General features: G+C 67.8%; 18 protein-coding genes. 12 read left to right on the top strand and 6 right to left on the bottom strand.

The window, feature by feature from the left end:
• The first annotated feature begins 11 nt into the window (after window positions 1–11).
• Genes rpsS through rpsQ form a run of 6 tightly spaced genes read left to right on the top strand, consistent with a single transcriptional unit; the run spans window position 12 to window position 2,450 of the window.
• Entirely contained in the window at window positions 12–293 is a 282-nt protein-coding gene (gene rpsS / locus ACWDOP_RS04995; RefSeq protein ID WP_327143669.1) for a 30S ribosomal protein S19, read from the top strand.
• Window positions 290–691, top strand: a complete 402-nt coding sequence (rplV, locus tag ACWDOP_RS04990; RefSeq protein ID WP_354986655.1) for a 50S ribosomal protein L22 — start codon at window positions 290–292, stop codon at window positions 689–691. The genes rpsS and rplV overlap by 4 nt, the downstream gene beginning before the upstream one ends.
• A complete protein-coding gene (rpsC, locus tag ACWDOP_RS04985) occupies window positions 692–1,498 on the top strand; it encodes a 30S ribosomal protein S3 (RefSeq protein ID WP_354986654.1) in 807 nt (268 codons plus the stop codon).
• Between the two features lie 3 nt (window positions 1,499–1,501).
• The gene (gene rplP, locus ACWDOP_RS04980; RefSeq protein ID WP_330183462.1) at window positions 1,502–1,918 is read left to right on the top strand and encodes a 50S ribosomal protein L16; all 417 of its coding nucleotides are present in this window, start codon (window positions 1,502–1,504) and stop codon (window positions 1,916–1,918) included.
• Window positions 1,918–2,157, top strand: a complete 240-nt coding sequence (gene rpmC, locus ACWDOP_RS04975) for a 50S ribosomal protein L29 (RefSeq protein WP_354986652.1) — start codon at window positions 1,918–1,920, stop codon at window positions 2,155–2,157. Before rplP ends, rpmC begins: the two co-directional genes overlap by 1 nt.
• Window positions 2,154–2,450 (top strand): 30S ribosomal protein S17, encoded by a 297-nt coding sequence (gene rpsQ / locus ACWDOP_RS04970; protein ID WP_454206402.1) that lies wholly within the window; start codon window positions 2,154–2,156, stop codon window positions 2,448–2,450. Before rpmC ends, rpsQ begins: the two co-directional genes overlap by 4 nt.
• 83 nt (window positions 2,451–2,533) lie before the next feature.
• Here the strand turns inward: rpsQ and ACWDOP_RS04965 are convergent, their stop codons facing one another.
• Entirely contained in the window at window positions 2,534–2,956 is a 423-nt protein-coding gene (locus ACWDOP_RS04965) for a pyridoxamine 5'-phosphate oxidase family protein (RefSeq protein ID WP_456343976.1), read from the bottom strand.
• Between the two features lie 39 nt (window positions 2,957–2,995).
• A complete protein-coding gene (locus tag ACWDOP_RS04960; RefSeq protein WP_456343975.1) occupies window positions 2,996–3,457 on the bottom strand; it encodes a MarR family winged helix-turn-helix transcriptional regulator in 462 nt (153 codons plus the stop codon).
• 134 nt (window positions 3,458–3,591) lie between these two features.
• Here ACWDOP_RS04960 and ACWDOP_RS04955 point away from each other — a divergent pair, with 134 nt between their 5' ends.
• Window positions 3,592–4,788, top strand: a complete 1,197-nt coding sequence (locus ACWDOP_RS04955; RefSeq protein ID WP_456343974.1) for an MFS transporter — start codon at window positions 3,592–3,594, stop codon at window positions 4,786–4,788.
• 67 nt (window positions 4,789–4,855) lie between these two features.
• Here ACWDOP_RS04955 and ACWDOP_RS04950 read toward each other — a convergent pair whose 3' ends face one another.
• The gene (locus tag ACWDOP_RS04950) at window positions 4,856–5,290 is read right to left on the bottom strand and encodes a DUF5997 family protein (RefSeq protein WP_456343973.1); all 435 of its coding nucleotides are present in this window, start codon (window positions 5,288–5,290) and stop codon (window positions 4,856–4,858) included.
• Between the two features lie 71 nt (window positions 5,291–5,361).
• On the opposite strand from ACWDOP_RS04950, the gene ACWDOP_RS04945 reads away from it, so the two are divergent.
• The 4 genes from ACWDOP_RS04945 to ACWDOP_RS04930 all read left to right on the top strand — a co-directional run bounded on the left by ACWDOP_RS04945 (window position 5,362) and on the right by ACWDOP_RS04930 (window position 9,991).
• On the top strand, window positions 5,362–6,327 hold the full coding sequence (locus ACWDOP_RS04945) for a LysR family transcriptional regulator (protein WP_456343972.1): 966 nt from the start codon (window positions 5,362–5,364) through the stop codon (window positions 6,325–6,327).
• A 319-nt stretch (window positions 6,328–6,646) separates the two neighbouring features.
• On the top strand, window positions 6,647–7,174 hold the full coding sequence (locus tag ACWDOP_RS04940; RefSeq protein WP_456343971.1) for an EXLDI protein: 528 nt from the start codon (window positions 6,647–6,649) through the stop codon (window positions 7,172–7,174).
• Window positions 7,175–7,226: 52 nt separating this feature from the next.
• Entirely contained in the window at window positions 7,227–9,377 is a 2,151-nt protein-coding gene (locus ACWDOP_RS04935; protein WP_456343970.1) for an MMPL family transporter, read from the top strand.
• A 203-nt stretch (window positions 9,378–9,580) separates the two neighbouring features.
• Window positions 9,581–9,991, top strand: coding sequence for a hypothetical protein (locus ACWDOP_RS04930; RefSeq protein WP_454206386.1), 411 nt, complete (start codon window positions 9,581–9,583; stop codon window positions 9,989–9,991).
• A 109-nt stretch (window positions 9,992–10,100) separates the two neighbouring features.
• Here the strand turns inward: ACWDOP_RS04930 and ACWDOP_RS04925 are convergent, their stop codons facing one another.
• The 3 genes from ACWDOP_RS04925 to ACWDOP_RS04915 form a co-directional block, all read right to left on the bottom strand.
• Window positions 10,101–10,799, bottom strand: a complete 699-nt coding sequence (locus tag ACWDOP_RS04925) for a CPBP family intramembrane glutamic endopeptidase (protein ID WP_454206439.1) — start codon at window positions 10,797–10,799, stop codon at window positions 10,101–10,103.
• A gap of 136 nt (window positions 10,800–10,935) precedes the next feature.
• A complete protein-coding gene (locus ACWDOP_RS04920) occupies window positions 10,936–11,880 on the bottom strand; it encodes an RluA family pseudouridine synthase (protein WP_456343969.1) in 945 nt (314 codons plus the stop codon).
• Window positions 11,881–11,899: 19 nt separating this feature from the next.
• Window positions 11,900–12,334 carry a TIGR03667 family PPOX class F420-dependent oxidoreductase gene (locus ACWDOP_RS04915; RefSeq protein WP_454206382.1) on the bottom strand — a complete coding sequence of 145 codons (435 nt, stop codon included), beginning with the start codon at window positions 12,332–12,334 and terminating at the stop codon, window positions 11,900–11,902.
• A 173-nt stretch (window positions 12,335–12,507) separates the two neighbouring features.
• Here ACWDOP_RS04915 and ACWDOP_RS04910 point away from each other — a divergent pair, with 173 nt between their 5' ends.
• Entirely contained in the window at window positions 12,508–13,791 is a 1,284-nt protein-coding gene (locus ACWDOP_RS04910; protein ID WP_456343968.1) for a SidA/IucD/PvdA family monooxygenase, read from the top strand.
• Window positions 13,792–13,910 lie beyond the last annotated feature (119 nt).

The raw sequence follows: 13,910 nt of genomic DNA, 5'->3' as shown, positions 1-13,910 counted from the left end.
GGAGGTTAGAAATGCCACGCAGCCTGAAGAAGGGCCCGTTCGTCGACGATCACCTCCTCAAGAAGGTGGACGTTCAGAACGAGAAGGGCACGAAGCAGGTCATCAAGACCTGGTCGCGTCGTTCCACCATCATCCCCGATTTCATCGGGCACACGTTCTCGGTGCACGACGGCCGCAAGCACGTGCCGGTGTTCGTGTCGGACAACATGGTTGGACACAAGCTCGGTGAATTTGCGCCGACCAGGACGTTCAAGAGCCACGTCAAGGACGATCGGAAGAGCAAGCGGCGATGAGCACTGAAACTCAGAATCAGACCGCGCGCGCTACCGCCAAGCACGTGCGCGTGACGCCCATGAAGGCCCGTCGTGTTGTGGACCTGGTCCGCGGCAAGAGCGTTGCGGACGCGCTGAACATCCTGCGGTTCGCCCCGCAGGCCGCCAGCGAGCCGGTCGCCAAGGTCGTGGCTTCGGCCGCCGCCAACGCGACCAACAACCTCGGCCTGAACCCGGCCACCCTGGTCATCTCGACGGCTTTCGTCGACGAGGGCGCGACCATGAAGCGTTTCCAGCCGCGGGCCCAGGGCCGTGCGTTCCGGATCCGCAAGCGCACCAGCCACATCACCATCGAGGTCGAGAGCGTGCCCACCGTCGGCGCTGCCACTCGTAGCCGCCGGAACGGAGGGGAGAAGTAAATGGGACAGAAGATCAATCCCCACGGCTTCCGCCTCGGCATCACCACCGACTGGAAGTCGCGCTGGTACGCCGACAAGCAGTACAAGGAATACGTCGGAGAAGACGTCAAGATCCGCAAGCTTCTTGCCACCGGCATGGAGCGCGCGGGCATCTCGAAGGTCGAGATCGAGCGCACCCGTGATCGCGTCCGTGTGGATATCCACACCGCGCGTCCGGGCATCGTGATCGGCCGTCGTGGCGCCGAGGCCGACCGCATCCGTGCCGAGCTGGAGAAGCTCACCGGCAAGCAGGTGCAGCTGAACATCCTCGAGGTCAAGAACCCCGAGTCCGATGCGCAGCTCGTCGCCCAGGGTGTGGCCGAGCAGCTGTCGAACCGTGTGGCGTTCCGTCGCGCGATGCGCAAGGCCATCCAGTCGGCCATGCGTTCGCCGAACGTCAAGGGCATCCGCGTGCAGTGCTCGGGCCGCCTCGGTGGCGCCGAAATGTCGCGCTCGGAGTTCTACCGCGAAGGCCGTGTGCCGCTGCACACCCTCCGCGCGGACATCGACTACGGCCTGTACGAGGCCCGCACCACCTTCGGCCGCATCGGCGTGAAGGTGTGGATCTACAAGGGCGACATCGTCGGTGGCAAGCGTGAGGTCACCGCCTCCGCCGCGCCCGCCGGCGACCGTGATCGTCCGCGTCGTGAGCGGCCGAGCCGCCCGCGTCGCTCGGGTGCCCAGGGCACGACCGCGACCAGCACTGAGGCCGGACGCGCCGCGACTGCTGTCGCGGATGCTCCGGCAGAGACGACCCAGGAGGGCTGACCTATGTTGATGCCTCGCAAGGTCAAGCACCGTAAGCAGCATCACCCCAGCCGTTCGGGCATGTCCAAGGGCGGCACCTCGGTTGCGTTCGGTGAGTACGGCATCCAGGCTCTGGAGCCCGCTTACGTGACCAACCGTCAGATCGAGTCGGCGCGTATCGCGATGACCCGCCACATCAAGCGTGGCGGCAAGATCTGGATCAACATCTACCCCGATCGCCCGCTCACCAAGAAGCCGGCCGAAACCCGCATGGGTTCCGGTAAGGGTTCGCCGGAGTGGTGGATCGCGAACGTGAAGCCCGGTCGGGTCATGTTCGAGATGTCCTACCCGAATGAGGAGACCGCTCGTGAGGCCCTGCGCCGCGCGATGCACAAGCTCCCCATGAAGTGCCGCATCGTGACGCGAGAGGAGCAGTTCTGATGGCTACCGGAACTCCGGCTGCAGAGCTGCGCGAGCTGACCGAAGAGGAGCTCGTCGCGAAGCTGCGCGAAAGCAAGGAAGAGCTGTTCAACCTGCGCTTCCAGATGGCGACGGGCCAGTTGCAGAACAACCGTCGTCTGCGTGTGGTCCGTCACGAGATCGCGCGTATCTACACGGTCATGCGTGAGCGCGAGCTCGGCCTGGCCACCGGTCCTGAAGGCAAGGGAGACGCCGCATGAGCGACGTAAAGGGCCCGGCCAAGACGCCGGCCAAGGCGGAGGAGCGGGGCCAGCGCAAGACGCGCATCGGCTACGTCGTCTCCGACAAGATGACCAAGACCATCGTGGTCGAGCTCGAGGATCGCGTGAAGCACAAGCTTTACGGCAAGATCATCCGCTCCACCTCGAAGGTGAAGGCGCACGACGAGAACGAGATCGCCGGCATCGGTGACCGCGTGCAGCTGATGGAGACCCGTCCGCTGTCCGCCACCAAGCGCTGGCGTCTGGTCGAGGTGCTGGAGAAGGCCAAGTAAGGTCGGCTCTGCCTCGACGACAGTCGAAATACGAAGGCCCGCTTCCCGATTGGGAGGCGGGCCTTCGTCGTTTCCGGGTTCGGTCAGAAGCTGCCCATGTCGGCCGACAGCCAGTTCTCGGGGGTCATGTACACGGCCACCTGCTCGCCGTGTGATTCCGCGAACTTCAGGTACTCCTCGACGGCGGCGGGCGGCAGATAGCGCGCGGCCATCTCCCGATGCTGTTCGGGCGTCATCTCGGTGACCTTGGTGATGGGTCCCTCGACGGTCACGTAGCGGACGGTGGGTTCCACGACCTGCACCATGAGGCTGAAGCGCCCCGCGGATTCCAGGGCGCGCATCTTGCGGGATTCGGGTCCGGTGAGGATCCAGAGATCGCCGCCGGGGGTGTACTGGTACCAGATGGGCAGGTTGAGTGGCGCCCGCCCGGGCTTCTCGGTGACGGCGAGCGCGCCGATGAGCGGCTGCGCGAGGAATTCCTGTCGATCTGCAATCGTCAGTGCCATGGGTCCCACAGTACTGAGAACGGGTGTGGATTCGGCCCGTCAGCGGGCCGGGGTGTGCAGGGCCTCCACCGTCCGGACCAGGGGAGCGAGTTCGGGGGAGAGCGCGGCCTCGTCGAGGGCCGCGCGTAAAGCCGCGTCGTTCGTCGGGCGGGCCTGTTCCAGGAGTGCGCGGCCGGTGTCGGTGACGTTGGTGTAGATGCCGCGGCGATCGTGGGGGCACAGGTAGCGGGCCAGCAGGCCGCGGTCCTCGAGCCGGGTGACCAGGCGGGTCGTGGCGCTCTGGGAGAGCACGACCGCGTCGGCGACCTGTTTCATCTGCAGCATGCCGCCGTCGCCGGTGTGCTGGCGGGAGAGCACGTCGAGCAGGGAGTACTCGCGCACGCTCAGTCCGTGCCCGGCCTGCAGGGCCCGCTCGATATGGGCCTCGATGCGGCCGTGCAGCAGCGAGAGCGCGCACCAGCCCTGGGCGAGTGCGGTCATGGCGGGATCCGTGGCGGTCATGGCGTTTCCTCTGTTCGGAGCGGCGATCACCAGGATAGACGATTTTCGAGATTGCCCGCGCTTGCATATATCGCGCGTGTGCAACTATTGTGTGTGCAATAACAAGCTCATGCAATCGTCTGGAAGGTGTTCCCATGCCGCTCGCGCTGCTGGCTCTCGCAATCGGAGCCTTCGGAATCGGCACCACCGAATTCGTCATCATGGGCCTGTTGCCCGAGGTCGCGGGGGACTTCGGGGTCTCCATCCCCACCGCGGGCTGGCTGGTCACCGGGTACGCGCTGGGCGTCATGGCCGGCGCGCCCGTCATGACCGCCCTCGGCACCCGCGTCTCGCGCAAGCGCATGCTGATGATCCTCATGGGCCTGTTCGTCGCGGGGAACCTGATCTCGGCGATCGCACCGGTCTTCGGCGTGATGCTCGCCGGCCGCGTGGTCGCCTCGCTCGCGCACGGCGCGTTCTTCGGCATCGGCGCGGTGGTCGCCGCCGAACTCGTCGCCCCGGACAAGAAGGCCGGGGCCATCGCCATGATGTTCACCGGCCTGACCGTCGCCAACGTGGTGGGCGTGCCGCTGGGTACGATCGTCGGCCAAACCCTGGGCTGGCGCGTCACTTTCGTGATCGTGGCGCTGCTCGGCGTAGTGGGGCTGGCGGGCATCGCCAAGCTGGTGCCCGAGCAGCCGGTCCGCGAGCGGGTGCTCCTGCGCCGGGAACTGGCCGCCTTCAAGAACATTCAGGTGCTGCTGGCCAACGCAATGACGGTGCTCGGCTTCGGCGCGGTGTTCGCGGCCATCACCTACATCGCCCCGATGATGACCGAGATCGGCGGTTTCGCGGACACCTCGGTGCCCTGGCTGCTGGTCCTGCTCGGCCTGGGCATGGTGGTCGGCAACCTGGTGGGCGGCAAGTACGCCGACCGCCACCTGATGCCGATGCTCTACATCTCCCTCGGCGCCCTGACCCTCACCCTGGCCCTGTTCACCGGGACCGCGCACAGCAAGCCCCTGGCGGCGATCTCGGTATTCCTCATCGGTGCACTGGGTTTCGCCTCGGTGCCGTCCCTGCAGAAGCGCGTACTGGACCACGCCCAGGCGGCCCCCACCCTCGCCTCCGCGGTGAACATCGGCGCCTTCAACCTCGGCAACGCCCTGGCCGCCTGGCTCGGCGGCCTGACGATCGCCGCGGGCCTGGGCTACACCGCCCCCAACTGGGTGGGCGCGGCCCTGGCAGCCTCCGCCCTGTCCCTGGCGGTCCTGGCCGCGGCCCTCGAACGCCGCTCCGCCGCAACCGTTTCCGCGACGACCACGGACGATCGAGTCCTCGTCCACTCCTGATCGCGGCGAAGGCCGTTGGCGCGGAAAGCATTACGCCTTCCGCGTCATCGGCCGCGATGCGGCCTTGTCAGCCCTTTTTGCCTGGGACCCCGAAGCGATTCTTCGCGGGACGGTTGGTCGCCGCGCGGCGCTCGGCCTCCTTGTTCTTCACGCGCTCGGCCTCGGCCTGCACGGTGCGCAGGTTCTCGCGCTCGCGCAGCAGCCACTCGGGCGACTCGGCGATCAGGGCGTCGATCTCGGCGGTCGTGAGCGCGTCGGCGACGCCCGCACGGCTCAGGCCGGAGTTGGAGATGCCGAGTTTGCGGGCGGTCACGTCGCGGGGGAAGGGGCCGGTGGCGCGCAGGTCGGTCAGCCACTGCGGCGGGTTGGCGCGCAGCTCCTCGAGCTCGCCGCGGGTGATGGGTGAGTTCCGGAACTCCTCGGGCGTGGCGGGAAGGTAGACGCCGAGCTTGTCGGCCGCGGTCAGCGGCTTCATGGTCTGGTTGTTCTTGTCCGGGCTCACTGATCAAGGGTATCGGGGGCCGGTGGGCACCTGTGCACAGGGCGGTGTCGCGGTGCAATAACCTGGGTGGAATGAGCCGGTTCTCCTCGATCGACGTCACGCGTCTGCGCTGGTTCGTGGCGGTTGCGGAAGAGTTGCACTTCGCGCGGGCCGCGCGCGCCCTCGGCATCTCCCGCCAGCGACTGAGCGGAACGGTCATCGAATTGGAGGCAGAACTCGGGACCAAGCTCTTCGTTCCGGGCGCGCAGCCGACCGAGCTCAGCGCCGACGGCCAGGAACTGCTGACGGCGGCGCGGGAGATCCTCGCGAATGTCGTCGAGCCCGAACCCGTTGCGGCGCAGGGAGAACGGCTGCGCGTAGGTTTCGTGCCGGGCGTGACGGTCACCAAATGGGATCGCATCTGGCGCGAGCGCTTTCCGGACATCCCCGCCGAGATGATCCCGGTGCCCATGCGCGAGCAGGAGGCGGCGCTGCGCGAGGGCGCCGTGGACATGTGCTTCGTCCGGCTGCCCATCGACCGCGAGGGCCTGGACGTCATCCCGCTCTATCGCGAAGTGCCCGTGGTGGTCGTGCCCAAGGATCATCCGCTCTCGGTCTTCGAGCAGATCGGCCTGGCCGACCTGGCCGACGAGCGCATGCAGGACGCCGACGACCTGGACGAGGCGGCCATGACCATGGAACTGGTGGCCGCGGTCAGCGGCGCCGCGATCGTCCCGCATTCGATCGCGCGCCTGCACACCCGCAAGGACCTGGTCTACCGGACCGTCATGGGTGTGCCCGAGACCGAGATCGCCCTGGCCTGGCCTGCCGCGGCGACCACCGAACTGGTGGAGGAGTTCGTCGGCGTGGTGCGCGGCCGTTCCGCGCAGAGCTCGCGATCCCCGTCGGGTCAGCGCAAGCCCGCGCGAGCGCAGCAGCCGGCCAAGGCGCGCTCGGGCGGTGCGAAGAAGGCCGTCGGCAAGAAGCCGCAACCGGGCGGCGCGAAGGCGAAAAGCGCTGGGGCGCAGAAGAAACAGGGTAAGAAGCGCGGCCGCTAGCCGCGGGTGGGGCTCGGAGCCCGCCTCCTCGTGCGTCGAGGGGGCGGGCTCTCGTCGTCTCGGGGGCTCGACTCCGGGAAAGTTCAGGGTCGACTGAGGGTTGCGCTATACGTATACGTCTACTTATAGTGTTTTCAGGCGAGGGGGAACCCTGGCACCAACTCCATCCGGAAGCCCTGTGGCGCAAGGGGAATCGAGCTGGGTGCCGTGTCGTACAAGCATGCCTATATGCGCATCCACGCACTAGAAACGTCAACCAGCAGTTGACTATTCATATCCAGTCAACCTATGGTTGACGAACCAAATCCGGGAGCAACCCATGGACATCGATATGCAGAAAACCGCCGGCGAACCCACCCCGGGCACCGTCGTCACGCAGGCCGAGCCGGAGGGCCTGCGCACCATCGAACTGCGCGTCGGCCCCGGCGGCGGGCGCCGGCAAACCTTCGTCGGCCGCGACATCGCCGAATCGCATCGCGTCACCAAGGTGGGCGCCGAGGCGATCCGGGTGTACCTCAGCAAGAAGGGCAAACTCGTGGTGCACCGCCACCACATCGAGTGGGCCGAGTTCACCGCCGTCACCCGGCGCGCGTTCCGCGACAAGAAGACCGAGTTCACCACCGCCCGCGAGAGTTCCGGTCAGGCGGATCTGGCCGCGATCACGCACTGGGCCAAAGGTTTCCGGGACTGGCGCGACATGCTCGGTCTCGGTGACGATGGATACGGCGACTTCACCGTCGACATCGTGGACGAGCCGGACCGGCTGCGGGATCTGGTACCGGAGAAGGTCTTTCGCATCGTCGTCGACGTGCTCGAGAACCCCGCCGCCCAAGTGCTCGACATCTGAATCCGCCGAAACAATCGAATAGTACGGCCGAACCTCGAAGGGATCGCTTCGCATGTTCTCCCGACTCGGACGCCTCGTCGTCGCGCAACCGTGGGCGGTGATCGGCGTCTGGCTGATCGCCATCGTCGCGGTGGCGGGGCTGGCTCCGAAGCTGACCGCGACCACCGACCAAGCCGACTTCCTGCCCTCGCACTACGAATCCATCCGGGCGATGGAGTTGCAGGAGAAGGCATTTCCCAACAGCGCCACCCCGGCCGCCCTCATCGTTTTCGCCCGGGCCGACGGGGCACCGCTCACCGAGACCGACGCCGCGTCCGTGGCCGCCATCGCCGGCGCGCTCGGCGAACGCAAGGTCGAGGACGTCACCACCGTGCAGGCCACGCCGCCCTCGCAGAATCGCCTGGTGCAGGTGGTCGCGGTCGGCATGACCAAGATCTCGAGTCCGGAGGACACCCGGCAGAGCGACGCCGTCAAGGATCTGCGCACCGCGCTGCGGGAACAGGTCGAGGGCACGGACCTGAACGCCGGCATCACCGGTCCGGCCGCCCAGGGCCTGGATCAGCAGGAGTCGAGCGAGAAAGGCATGGCCATCATCGCCATCGCCACCATCGTGCTGATTCTGGTGCTGCTGCTGGTCATCTTCCGCAGTCCGGTCATCGCGCTGCTGCCCATCGTGGTCATCTTCGGCATCTCGTCCATGGTCGGCGGACTGCTCGCCATCGTGAGCAAGGCCTTCGACCTGAAGATCGACAGTTCGGTGCAGTCGCTGCTGATCGTCGTGCTCTTCGGCGTCGGCACCGACTACATCCTGTTCCTGATGTTCCGCTACCGCGAACGACTCCGGGCCGGTGAGGATCCCAAGACGGCGATGATCAGCTCGGTGACCCGGGTCGGCGAGGCCATCACCTCGGCGGCCGCGGCGGTCATCATCGCCTTCGGCGCGCTCACGCTGTCCACGCTCGGCATGTTCCGGTCGATGGGCCTGGCGCTGGCCATCGCGGTGGCGGTCGCGCTGCTGGCGGGGCTCACCCTGATCCCGGCGATCGTCTCGCTGCTCGGCACCAAGGTGTTCTGGCCGTCCAAGGCGTGGCAGCACGAGCCCGTGGGCGCGCGTTTCGACGCCATCGGGAATTCGCTGGGCCGGCGGCCCGGGCTGTACGCGGTCGCCTCCGGCGGTGTGCTGGTGCTGTTGGGCGTCTTCGCCTTCGGCTTCAACCCGACCTTCGACCTGTCCTCGGGTTCGACGTCGAGCGCGTCCGAATCCACGGTCTACGGTGAGGAACTCCTCAAGGGCATGCCCGCGGGCAGCACCCAGCCCTCGCAGGTCTACCTCCGGGCGGACCAGGGCGTGCTGGGCGCGGATCAACTCGGCGCGTATCGCACCGCGCTGGCGGCGGTGCCGGGCGTCGGTCAGGTCGGCGAGCCGGTGCTCTCGGCGGACAAGGGCGTGGCCGAGTATCAGGTGACGCTCACGGACGCACCGGAATCCGATGCCGCGGCCGACACGATGAAGGGCGTGCTGCGGGACACCGCGCACGACGCGGCGCCCGCGGGCACCACGGCCGTGGTCGGCGGCATGACCTCGATCTACGTGGACTTCCAGGCGGCCATGAACCGGGACTACCGGGTGGTCTTCCCGGTGGCGGCGGTGCTCATCATGATCGTGCTCGGGTTGCTGCTGCGCAGTCTCGTCGCGCCCTGGTACCTGATGGCCTCGGTCTTCCTCGGCTTCGCGGCCACGCTGGGCGCCGCGGTGCTGGTGTTCCAGCACCTGCAGGGGGATTCGGGCCTGATCTTCACGCTGCCGATCATCATGTACCTGTTCGTGGTCGCGCTCGGCACCGACTACAACATCCTCATGGTGGCGCGCCTGCGGGAGGAGGCCCGCGAGGGTCACGACCCGCATCGGGCGGCGGCGCTGGCGTTCAAGCACGCCGGCCCGACGGTGGCCGCGGCCGGTGTCATTCTCGCGGGCACCTTCGCCTCGATGATGCTGGCGGGCAACAACGTGCTCTCGCAGATGGGGTTCGCCATCTCGGTCGGCATCACCATCGCGGCGTTCGTCATGGCGATGTTCTTCACCCCGGCGGTGACCGCGCTCATCGGCCGCGCCGCCTGGTGGCCCGGGCACGGTGGTGACGCCCGGCCGAACACGGCGACGGTGACCCTGGGCAAGCGGGAGCAGGACGCCGCGCACCGGTAGCTCGCGCCGCGAGATCCCGTCATCGGGCCCGCTTCCTTCGGGAGGCGGGCCCGATTTACGCGCCCGTGACCACGTATCAAGCCAGGTCACACGAGTTTGACAGGAACTTGTTTCAGTTTTTCGGGCAAAGTGCCCCATAGTGAACTGGACAACCGATACAGTTCGCCGACCGCACACAACGCGGGCAGGCATCGAGGAGTGACATGAAGCAGTCCGTGACCACGCGCATGGCCCGGCGCGCCGGCGTCGGGGCGACCGCCCTGGCCGCGCTCGGCTGTTCGGTGGCGATGGCCGCCCCCTACGCGGGCGCCGTTCCCACCGGCATCTCGGTCAACGCCGACAAGATCTACGCGGCCTGCACCTACGAGATCACGGCCACCTACGACCACTGGTTCGAGGCGTGGTTCTACGACAACGGCCTGGTCATCGCCGGTAGCCCGGTCAAGCCGTCCGGCGGCAAGGCCACGATCCAGTGGACGCCCAAGAAGGCCGGCACGCACACCATCTCGACCCTGCAGGGTTCGGCGTGGGAGTTGAAGGTGAACGTGCTGCAGCCGACCCTGACCGGCAGCGCCACCTGCGGCGCGAGCCCGCTGGGCTTCCTGGGTTCCTGACCCTCAGACCCGGTTCGGTGTGGCCCGACCACGCCGAACCGTCCGGGCCAGGCTGACGCCATTCCTCTGTTCCCTGGTCAGCCTGGCCCTCCCTGTTGTCGGGGGTCGCTCAGCTCAGGGTCGTGTGCCAGACCAGGGCCGCGGCCAGCGCGCCCGCGCCGTTCACCGACCAGTGCAGGGCGATGGGCGCGAGCAGGCTGCCGCTGCGCCGGCGCAGCCAGGTGAAGACCGCGCCCGCGGCCGCGGTGGCGATCACCGCCAGTGCGATACCGGCGATCTGGCCGGCGACGCCGCCGCCCAGGAATCCGCTCAGCCCCTTGTTGCCGCTGGTCAGTCCGAGCGACGACGCGATGTGCCAGAGCCCGAAAAGCATTGATCCGGCCGCGAATACGCCGCGCGCCCCGTAGGCGCGATCGAGGGTGCCGTGCAGGACGCCGCGGAAGGCGAGCTCTTCCGGGATGGCCGTCTGCAGCGGAATGACGATCATCGACGCGATGAGCGCGCCGGAGATGGTGGCGTAGCGATCGGCCAGGAAGAACGGCCGCGTCACCGGCAGGATCGCGCCGATGGCGACGACCGTGAGCACGAGCCCGACCGCGCCGAGGGCCCAGAGCGAGCCCTGCCGCCAGTGTCGCGGGGAGAGTCCGAGTTCGGACCAGGCCAGTCCGCGGCGCCGGACCATCGCCAGCAGCACTACCGCGGCAATCGGAACCGAGACGATGCTGGCCCAGGGGGTCGTGAAGTGCGCGATGAGATTCGTGCAGGTCAGGACGACGACAACGACCGCCACATCGATGTAGGCGTGCATGCGATGGCGGGGCTGTTCGGTCGGGGCCGGGAGGACAGCGACCGCACCGTTATCGTTCTGAGACATCTCGGCCAGTGTACGTAGCAATTCTGAGCGCGCACTTCGAATGTGGGTAATACCGCTCGGTTCGCTCGAATCAGCCGGTCGTAGCCGGCCCGTTCCAGCCCGCGAAATCGTCCCAGGCCTGCAGGGTGCGGCCGGTTTCGAAACGGCGCGGGGCGCCGGTCAGTGGATCGGTGAATTCGAGTGCGCAGGCGAGCAACTGGAGTGGGCGGGTGTAGTCGTCCACGGGTTTGTCGGTGAGCTCGGGGTAGAAGTCGTCGCCCAGGATCGGGATACCCAGGCCGTTCATGTGCAATCGGAGCTGATGGGTGCGCCCGGTCGCGGGCGACAGGCGATACCGGCCGAGTCCGTCGCGCTGATCGAGCAGCTCGATCCGGGTCTCGGCGTTGGGCTCGCCGGGCTCCTCGTACGCCTTGAGCACCTGCCGCTCCTTGACGATGCGGCTCACCACCGTGCGGGGCAGGTCGAGGGCGGGGTCGAACCGGGCGATGGCCTCGTACTCCTTGCGGACCACCCGCCGGTGGAACATGGTCTGGTACGCGCCGCGGGCGGCCGGGTCGACGATGAACATGACCAGTCCGGCGGTGACCCGGTCGAGCCGGTGCGCCGGCACCAGGTCCGGCAGCTCGAGGTCGCGGCGCAGCCGCACGAGCGCGGTCTGCAGGATGTGCTGCCCGCGCGGGATGGTGGACAGGAAGTGTGGCTTGTCGATGACGAGCAGCCGCTCGTCGCGGTGCACGATGCCGATCTCGAACGGCACCTCGGCCTCGTCGGGCAGGTCGCGGTGGAACCACACCGCGCCGCCGGGCACGTAGGCCGCGTCCGGCGCGATGGGCCCGTCCAGGTCGACGATGCCGCCGCTGCGCAGCAGTTCGTCGATGCGCGCCGGGTCCACGCGCGGCAGGCGTTCCACGAGGTGGTCGCGGATGGTCGTCCACGTTCCGTCCTCGGGCAGCCGCAGCCGCGCGGGGTCCAACCCGTGCCGCTTGGGTAGCGGCGGCTGCTGCCTGCGTCTCACCGATAGGACCCTAGTGGGGTCAGTACCCGCGCAGTTTGTCGGGAGTGATGCGGACCAGGGTGTTGTATTCGGCGAAGAACGCCTCGGCCGTGAAGTTCAGGCTCGCGAGCCCGCCGGTGTACTTCTCGGTGTAGTCGGCGATCTCCGCGGCGGTGGCGGGCTCGGTCGCGATGTGCGCGTCGCCGACGAAGATGGCGAAGTCGCCGCCGTCGAAGGTGGAGTTGAAGTTCAGCGAGACGCGCGGCTGCCGGGCGATGTTGCGCAGCTTGGCCTGTCCGGGCTTGCTGAAGAGCAGGAATTCGGTTCCGTTCCACAGGAACCAGACCGGGTTGGGCTGCGGGGTGCCGTCGGCCCCGGTCGTGGTGAGCCAGATGACATTGTCGCGTTGCAGGCGCGCGGCGACCCGTGCGCCGAAATCGGTGGAGGCGTCGATGAGCGGTGCGTGAGTGGTCATATCAGGCGACAACGCGGCTGCGTGGGCGGCGATTCCGGATCGCCGACGCCGATTCCTTGCCGGCGCGGCCCGAACGTGGCCCCACAAAATTAGGTAAGCCTATGCAACTATAACCGGAGCGGTGGTTACCCACTGTGGACAACAGTGGGCAACCGTGACAGGCGGGAGAACCGGTGGACACAGTTCTGGTGGTCGGGGCGGGTCCGAAAGCCCTTGCCGTAGCGGCGAAGTCGCAGGTGTTACGAAAGCTCGGGTTGCCCGCGCCACGCGTCGTGGTGGTGGAATCGCATGCGGTGGGCGGAAACTGGCTGCCCAGCGGCGGCTGGACCGATGGGCAGCATCGGCTCGGCACGAGCCCGGAGAAGGATGTCGGGTTCCCGTACCACTCGACCTGGGCGCGCGGGCGCAATCGCGAGATCGACGCGGCCATGCGGCATTTCAGCTGGAACGCCTTCCTGATCGAACACGGCACCTACGCCGAGTGGATCGATCGCGGCCGGCCCGCGCCCCAGCATCACGTCTGGGCCAAGTACCTGCAGTGGGTGGGCCGCGGGACGGACATGGAACTGATCGCGGGCAGCGTCACCGGCATCGCCGCGGCGGCGGACGGCTGGCTGGTCACGGTCGCCGACGCCGACGGCGGCGACAGCGAAATCGATTGTGACGCGGTCATGATCACCGGCCCGGGCCGCAGCGACCGGGCCTTCAGTGCGCATCCGAAGGTGCTGAGCATTGCGCGCTTCTGGGATCTGGCCGGACGGCGGCAGTTGCCCCCGTCCTCGCGGGCGGCGGTGATCGGCGGCGGCGAGACGGCGGGCTCGGCGCTGGACGAGCTGGTGCGGCACGAAATGCTCACGGTCTCGGTGATTTCGCCGAACGCGACCCTGTACACCCGGGGCGAGAGCTTCTTCGAGAACTCGCTGTTCAGTGATCCCACGAAGTGGGGCACGCTCGGCGCCGACGAGCGTCGCGACGTGATCCGCCGGACCGATCGCGGGGTGTTCTCGGTGCGCGTGCAGGAAACGCTGCTGGGCGACAACCGGGTTCATCATCTGCAGGGTAGGGTGACCGCGATGTCCGATCAGGACGGGCAGGTCGCGCTGACCCTGGCCAACGATCGGCGTTCGGATCAGGTGCACGCCTTCGATCTGGTGGTCGATGCCATCGGCGGGCAACCGCTGTGGTTCCTCGATCTGTTCGACGCGACAGCGACGGATCTGCTCGAACTGGCGGTGGGCGGGCCGCTCACGCAGGCGCGCATCGAGAACGCGATCGGCTACGACCTGGCCGTATCCGGGCTGGGCGCGAAGCTGTATCTACCGAATCTGGCGGCGCTGGCGCAGGGCCCCGGTTTCCCGAATCTCAGTTGCCTGGGCGAACTTTCGGATCGGGTGCTGATGCCGGAGCCGGTGGGGCGGAGGCTCCGGGCTCACGAGCGGGCGGGATCGAACCGCTAGCCCGACGGCGAAAGTCGCTGTGGCAGTGTGCGTTTCGATCGAAAGTTGTGGAACCGACCGAAACCTGCCCGAACCAATTGAGGAGAGCCCATGGTAATGCTCGGCACCGTGCACTGTTC

Source organism: Nocardia sp. NPDC003693 (assembly GCF_053981095.1).
Note: the sequence above shows the minus strand (reverse complement) of the source record. Positions and strands in the feature narration are given on the sequence as shown.

What these genes read in the sequence shown, in the direction of transcription:
- rpsS (WP_327143669.1), top strand. Translation starts at nt 12, where the DNA reads ATGCCACGCAGCCTGAAGAAGGGCCCGTTCGTCGACGATCACCTCCTC.
- rplV (WP_354986655.1), top strand. Translation starts at nt 290, where the DNA reads ATGAGCACTGAAACTCAGAATCAGACCGCGCGCGCTACCGCCAAGCAC.
- rpsC (WP_354986654.1), top strand. Translation starts at nt 692, where the DNA reads ATGGGACAGAAGATCAATCCCCACGGCTTCCGCCTCGGCATCACCACC.
- rplP (WP_330183462.1), top strand. Translation starts at nt 1,502, where the DNA reads ATGTTGATGCCTCGCAAGGTCAAGCACCGTAAGCAGCATCACCCCAGC.
- rpmC (WP_354986652.1), top strand. Translation starts at nt 1,918, where the DNA reads ATGGCTACCGGAACTCCGGCTGCAGAGCTGCGCGAGCTGACCGAAGAG.
- rpsQ (WP_454206402.1), top strand. Translation starts at nt 2,154, where the DNA reads ATGAGCGACGTAAAGGGCCCGGCCAAGACGCCGGCCAAGGCGGAGGAG.
- ACWDOP_RS04965 (WP_456343976.1), bottom strand. Translation starts at nt 2,956, where the DNA reads ATGGCACTGACGATTGCAGATCGACAGGAATTCCTCGCGCAGCCGCTC.
- ACWDOP_RS04960 (WP_456343975.1), bottom strand. Translation starts at nt 3,457, where the DNA reads ATGACCGCCACGGATCCCGCCATGACCGCACTCGCCCAGGGCTGGTGC.
- ACWDOP_RS04955 (WP_456343974.1), top strand. Translation starts at nt 3,592, where the DNA reads ATGCCGCTCGCGCTGCTGGCTCTCGCAATCGGAGCCTTCGGAATCGGC.
- ACWDOP_RS04945 (WP_456343972.1), top strand. Translation starts at nt 5,362, where the DNA reads ATGAGCCGGTTCTCCTCGATCGACGTCACGCGTCTGCGCTGGTTCGTG.
- ACWDOP_RS04940 (WP_456343971.1), top strand. Translation starts at nt 6,647, where the DNA reads ATGGACATCGATATGCAGAAAACCGCCGGCGAACCCACCCCGGGCACC.
- ACWDOP_RS04935 (WP_456343970.1), top strand. Translation starts at nt 7,227, where the DNA reads ATGTTCTCCCGACTCGGACGCCTCGTCGTCGCGCAACCGTGGGCGGTG.
- ACWDOP_RS04930 (WP_454206386.1), top strand. Translation starts at nt 9,581, where the DNA reads ATGAAGCAGTCCGTGACCACGCGCATGGCCCGGCGCGCCGGCGTCGGG.
- ACWDOP_RS04925 (WP_454206439.1), bottom strand. Translation starts at nt 10,799, where the DNA reads ATGCACGCCTACATCGATGTGGCGGTCGTTGTCGTCGTCCTGACCTGC.
- ACWDOP_RS04915 (WP_454206382.1), bottom strand. Translation starts at nt 12,334, where the DNA reads ATGACCACTCACGCACCGCTCATCGACGCCTCCACCGATTTCGGCGCA.